The following is a 5234-nucleotide window of genomic DNA, read 5'->3' on the forward strand; positions in this document are numbered from 1 at the left end:
ACCGAAGGGAAGCGCCCGGAGGAAAGCCCGAGAGGGTGAGTACAAAGGAAGCGTCCGTTCCTTGAGAACTCAACAGCGTGCCAAAAGTCAACGCCAGATTGACAACCCCGTCTCGGCCGTCATGGTCGGACGCGGTTCCTTTGAAAAGTCCACCCTTTGTGGTGGCAACATCAGCGAGGACGCTGTGAACCGGAAGATTATTCCTCTTCCTGGTTCCGCTCAACGCGGATGCGCACCCGATTACGGGTAAACATTCACGGAGAGTTTGATCCTGGCTCAGGACGAACGCTGGCGGCGTGCTTAACACATGCAAGTCGAACGATGAAGCCCTTCGGGGTGGATTAGTGGCGAACGGGTGAGTAACACGTGGGCAATCTGCCCTGCACTCTGGGACAAGCCCTGGAAACGGGGTCTAATACCGGATGACATCCCCTCTCGCATGGGAGGGGGTTGAAAGCTCCGGCGGTGCAGGATGAGCCCGCGGCCTATCAGCTTGTTGGTGAGGTAGAAGCTCACCAAGGCGACGACGGGTAGCCGGCCTGAGAGGGCGACCGGCCACACTGGGACTGAGACACGGCCCAGACTCCTACGGGAGGCAGCAGTGGGGAATATTGCACAATGGGCGAAAGCCTGATGCAGCGACGCCGCGTGAGGGATGACGGCCTTCGGGTTGTAAACCTCTTTCAGCAGGGAAGAAGCGAAAGTGACGGTACCTGCAGAAGAAGCGCCGGCTAACTACGTGCCAGCAGCCGCGGTAATACGTAGGGCGCAAGCGTTGTCCGGAATTATTGGGCGTAAAGAGCTCGTAGGCGGCTTGTCACGTCGGTTGTGAAAGCCCGGGGCTTAACCCCGGGTCTGCAGTCGATACGGGCAGGCTAGAGTGTGGTAGGGGAGATCGGAATTCCTGGTGTAGCGGTGAAATGCGCAGATATCAGGAGGAACACCGGTGGCGAAGGCGGATCTCTGGGCCATTACTGACGCTGAGGAGCGAAAGCGTGGGGAGCGAACAGGATTAGATACCCTGGTAGTCCACGCCGTAAACGGTGGGAACTAGGTGTTGGCGACATTCCACGTCGTCGGTGCCGCAGCTAACGCATTAAGTTCCCCGCCTGGGGAGTACGGCCGCAAGGCTAAAACTCAAAGGAATTGACGGGGGCCCGCACAAGCAGCGGAGCATGTGGCTTAATTCGACGCAACGCGAAGAACCTTACCAAGGCTTGACATATACCGGAAAGCATCAGAGATGGTGCCCCCCTTGTGGTCGGTATACAGGTGGTGCATGGCTGTCGTCAGCTCGTGTCGTGAGATGTTGGGTTAAGTCCCGCAACGAGCGCAACCCTTGTTCTGTGTTGCCAGCATGCCCTTCGGGGTGATGGGGACTCACAGGAGACTGCCGGGGTCAACTCGGAGGAAGGTGGGGACGACGTCAAGTCATCATGCCCCTTATGTCTTGGGCTGCACACGTGCTACAATGGCAGGTACAATGAGCTGCGAAGCCGTAAGGCGGAGCGAATCTCAAAAAGCCTGTCTCAGTTCGGATTGGGGTCTGCAACTCGACCCCATGAAGTCGGAGTTGCTAGTAATCGCAGATCAGCATTGCTGCGGTGAATACGTTCCCGGGCCTTGTACACACCGCCCGTCACGTCACGAAAGTCGGTAACACCCGAAGCCGGTGGCCCAACCCCTTGTGGGAGGGAGCTGTCGAAGGTGGGACTGGCGATTGGGACGAAGTCGTAACAAGGTAGCCGTACCGGAAGGTGCGGCTGGATCACCTCCTTTCTAAGGAGCATCTAGACTGCCAAGCTTGCTTGGTGGTCCAAGAGCCATTACGTCGGCAAATGTTCGACGGTGGTTAGCTCATGGGTGGAACGTTGACTACTCGGCACGATCGGGATGAGGACTGTTAGTACTGCTTCGGCGTGGAAAACAGAGCTTCAACTGAACGTGTCGGGCACGCTGTTGGGTATCTGAAGGTACGGCCGGTTTTCGGCTGCCTTCAGTGCCGACCCCAGTGCACTCGAGCTTCTGGTTCGGGGTGATGGGTGGTTGGTCGTTGTTTGAGAACTGCACAGTGGACGCGAGCATCTGTGGCCAAGTTTTTAAGGGCGCACGGTGGATGCCTTGGCACCAGGAACCGATGAAGGACGTGGGAGGCCACGATAGTCCCCGGGGAGTCGTCAACCAGGCTTTGATCCGGGGGTTTCCGAATGGGGAAACCCGGCAGTCGTCATGGGCTGTCACCCGCTGCTGAACACATAGGCAGTGTGGAGGGAACGCGGGGAAGTGAAACATCTCAGTACCCGCAGGAAGAGAAAACAACCGTGATTCCGGGAGTAGTGGCGAGCGAAACTGGATGAGGCCAAACCGTATACGTGTGATACCCGGCAGGGGTTGCGTGTGCGGGGTTGTGGGATCTCTCTTTCACAGTCTGCCGGCTGTGAGACGAGTCAGAAACCGTTGATGTAGGCGAAGGACATGCGAAAGGTCCGGCGTAGAGGGTAAGACCCCCGTAGTCGAAACATCAGCGGCTCGTTTGAGAGACACCCAAGTAGCACGGGGCCCGAGAAATCCCGTGTGAATCTGGCGGGACCACCCGTTAAGCCTAAATATTCCCTGGTGACCGATAGCGGATAGTACCGTGAGGGAATGGTGAAAAGTACCGCGGGAGCGGAGTGAAATAGTACCTGAAACCGTGTGCCTACAAGCCGTGGGAGCGTCGGACAAGCACTTGTGCTTGTCTCGTGACTGCGTGCCTTTTGAAGAATGAGCCTGCGAGTTTGCGGTGCGTTGCGAGGTTAACCCGTGTGGGGAAGCCGTAGCGAAAGCGAGTCCGAATAGGGCGATTTTAGTAGCGCGCTCAAGACCCGAAGCGGAGTGATCTAGCCATGGGCAGGTTGAAGCGGCTGTAAGAGGTCGTGGAGGACCGAACCCACCAGGGTTGAAAACCTGGGGGATGACCTGTGGTTAGGGGTGAAAGGCCAATCAAACTCCGTGATAGCTGGTTCTCCCCGAAATGCATTTAGGTGCAGCGTCGTGTGTTTCTTGCCGGAGGTAGAGCACTGGATAGGCGATGGGCCCTACCGGGTTACTGACCTTAGCCAAACTCCGAATGCCGGTAAGTGAGAGCACGGCAGTGAGACTGTGGGGGATAAGCTCCATGGTCGAGAGGGAAACAGCCCAGAGCATCGACTAAGGCCCCTAAGCGTACGCTAAGTGGGAAAGGATGTGGAGTCGCAGAGACAACCAGGAGGTTGGCTTAGAAGCAGCCACCCTTGAAAGAGTGCGTAATAGCTCACTGGTCAAGTGATTCCGCGCCGACAATGTAGCGGGGCTCAAGCGTACCGCCGAAGTCGTGTCATTCCAGCAGATACCCCCAACGGGGGCTGGGATGGGTAGGGGAGCGTCGTGTGCCGGGTGAAGCTGCAGCGGAAGCTAGTGGTGGACGGTTCACGAGTGAGAATGCAGGCATGAGTAGCGATACATACGTGAGAAACGTGTGCGCCGATTGACTAAGGGTTCCTGGGTCAAGCTGATCTGCCCAGGGTAAGTCGGGACCTAAGGCGAGGCCGACAGGCGTAGTCGATGGATAACCGGTTGATATTCCGGTACCCGCTGTGAAGCGTCAAACATTGAATCAGGCGATGCTAAGTCCGTGAAGCCGTCCTGGAGCCTTCGGGCAAAGGGAAGTGGTGGAGCCGACGGACCAGACTTGTAGTAGGTGAGTGATGGGGTGACGCAGGAAGGTAGTCCAGCCCGGGCGGTGGTTGTCCCGGGGTAAGGGTGTAGGCCGTGCGATAGGTAAATCCGTCGCACACAAGGCTGAGACCTGATGCCGAGCCGATTGTGGTGAAGTGGATGATCCTATGCTGTCGAGAAAAGCCTCTAGCGAGTTTCATGGCGGCCCGTACCCTAAACCGACTCAGGTGGTCAGGTAGAGAATACCGAGGCGTTCGGGTGAACTATGGTTAAGGAACTCGGCAAAATGCCCCCGTAACTTCGGGAGAAGGGGGGCCATCACCGGTGATCGGATTTACTCCGTGAGCTGGGGGTGGCCGCAGAGACCAGCGAGAAGCGACTGTTTACTAAAAACACAGGTCCGTGCGAAGCCGTAAGGCGATGTATACGGACTGACGCCTGCCCGGTGCTGGAACGTTAAGGGGACCGGTTAGTCCGACTTCGGTCGGGCGAAGCTGAGAACTTAAGCGCCAGTAAACGGCGGTGGTAACTATAACCATCCTAAGGTAGCGAAATTCCTTGTCGGGTAAGTTCCGACCTGCACGAATGGCGTAACGACTTCTCGACTGTCTCAACCATAGGCCCGGTGAAATTGCACTACGAGTAAAGATGCTCGTTTCGCGCAGAAGGACGGAAAGACCCCGGGACCTTTACTACAGTTTGATATTGGTGTTCGGTTCGGCTTGTGTAGGATAGGTGGGAGACTTTGAAGCGGGCACGCCAGTGTTCGTGGAGTCGCCGTTGAAATACCACTCTGGTCGTGCTGGATGTCTAACCTCGGTCCGTGATCCGGATCAGGGACAGTGTCTGATGGGTAGTTTAACTGGGGCGGTTGCCTCCCAAAGAGTAACGGAGGCGCCCAAAGGTTCCCTCAGCCTGGTTGGTAATCAGGTGTTGAGTGTAAGTGCACAAGGGAGCTTGACTGTGAGACCGACGGGTCGAGCAGGGACGAAAGTCGGGACTAGTGATCCGGCGGTGGCTTGTGGAAGCGCCGTCGCTCAACGGATAAAAGGTACCCCGGGGATAACAGGCTGATCTTCCCCAAGAGTCCATATCGACGGGATGGTTTGGCACCTCGATGTCGGCTCGTCGCATCCTGGGGCTGGAGTCGGTCCCAAGGGTTGGGCTGTTCGCCCATTAAAGCGGTACGCGAGCTGGGTTTAGAACGTCGTGAGACAGTTCGGTCCCTATCCTCTGTGCGCGTAGGAATATTGAGAAGGGCTGTCCCTAGTACGAGAGGACCGGGACGGACGAACCTCTGGTGTGCCAGTTGTCCTGCCAAGGGCATGGCTGGTTGGCTACGTTCGGAAAGGATAACCGCTGAAAGCATCTAAGCGGGAAGCCTGCTTCGAGATGAGTATTCCCACCCCCTTTGAGGGGTTAAGGCTCCCAGTAGACGACTGGGTTGATAGGCCAGATCTGGAAGCCCGGTAACGGGTGGAGGTGACTGGTACTAATAGGCCGAGGGCTTGTCCTCAGTTGCTCGCGTCCACTGTGTT

2 rRNA genes are annotated in these 5234 nt (G+C 57.2%); both read left to right on the forward strand.

What is annotated here, in order from left to right:
- The first annotated feature begins 253 nt into the window (after positions 1-253).
- A 16S ribosomal RNA gene (locus E2651_RS40945) occupies positions 254-1779 on the forward strand.
- Between the two features lie 310 nt (positions 1780-2089).
- Positions 2090-5212: ribosomal RNA gene (locus E2651_RS40950) — 23S ribosomal RNA — on the forward strand.
- The 16S and 23S rRNA genes sit together here, the layout of an rRNA operon.
- Positions 5213-5234 lie beyond the last annotated feature (22 nt).

It is taken from the genome of Streptomyces sp. MZ04 (genome assembly GCF_004684775.1).
GTDB lineage: Bacteria > Actinomycetota > Actinomycetes > Streptomycetales > Streptomycetaceae > Streptomyces.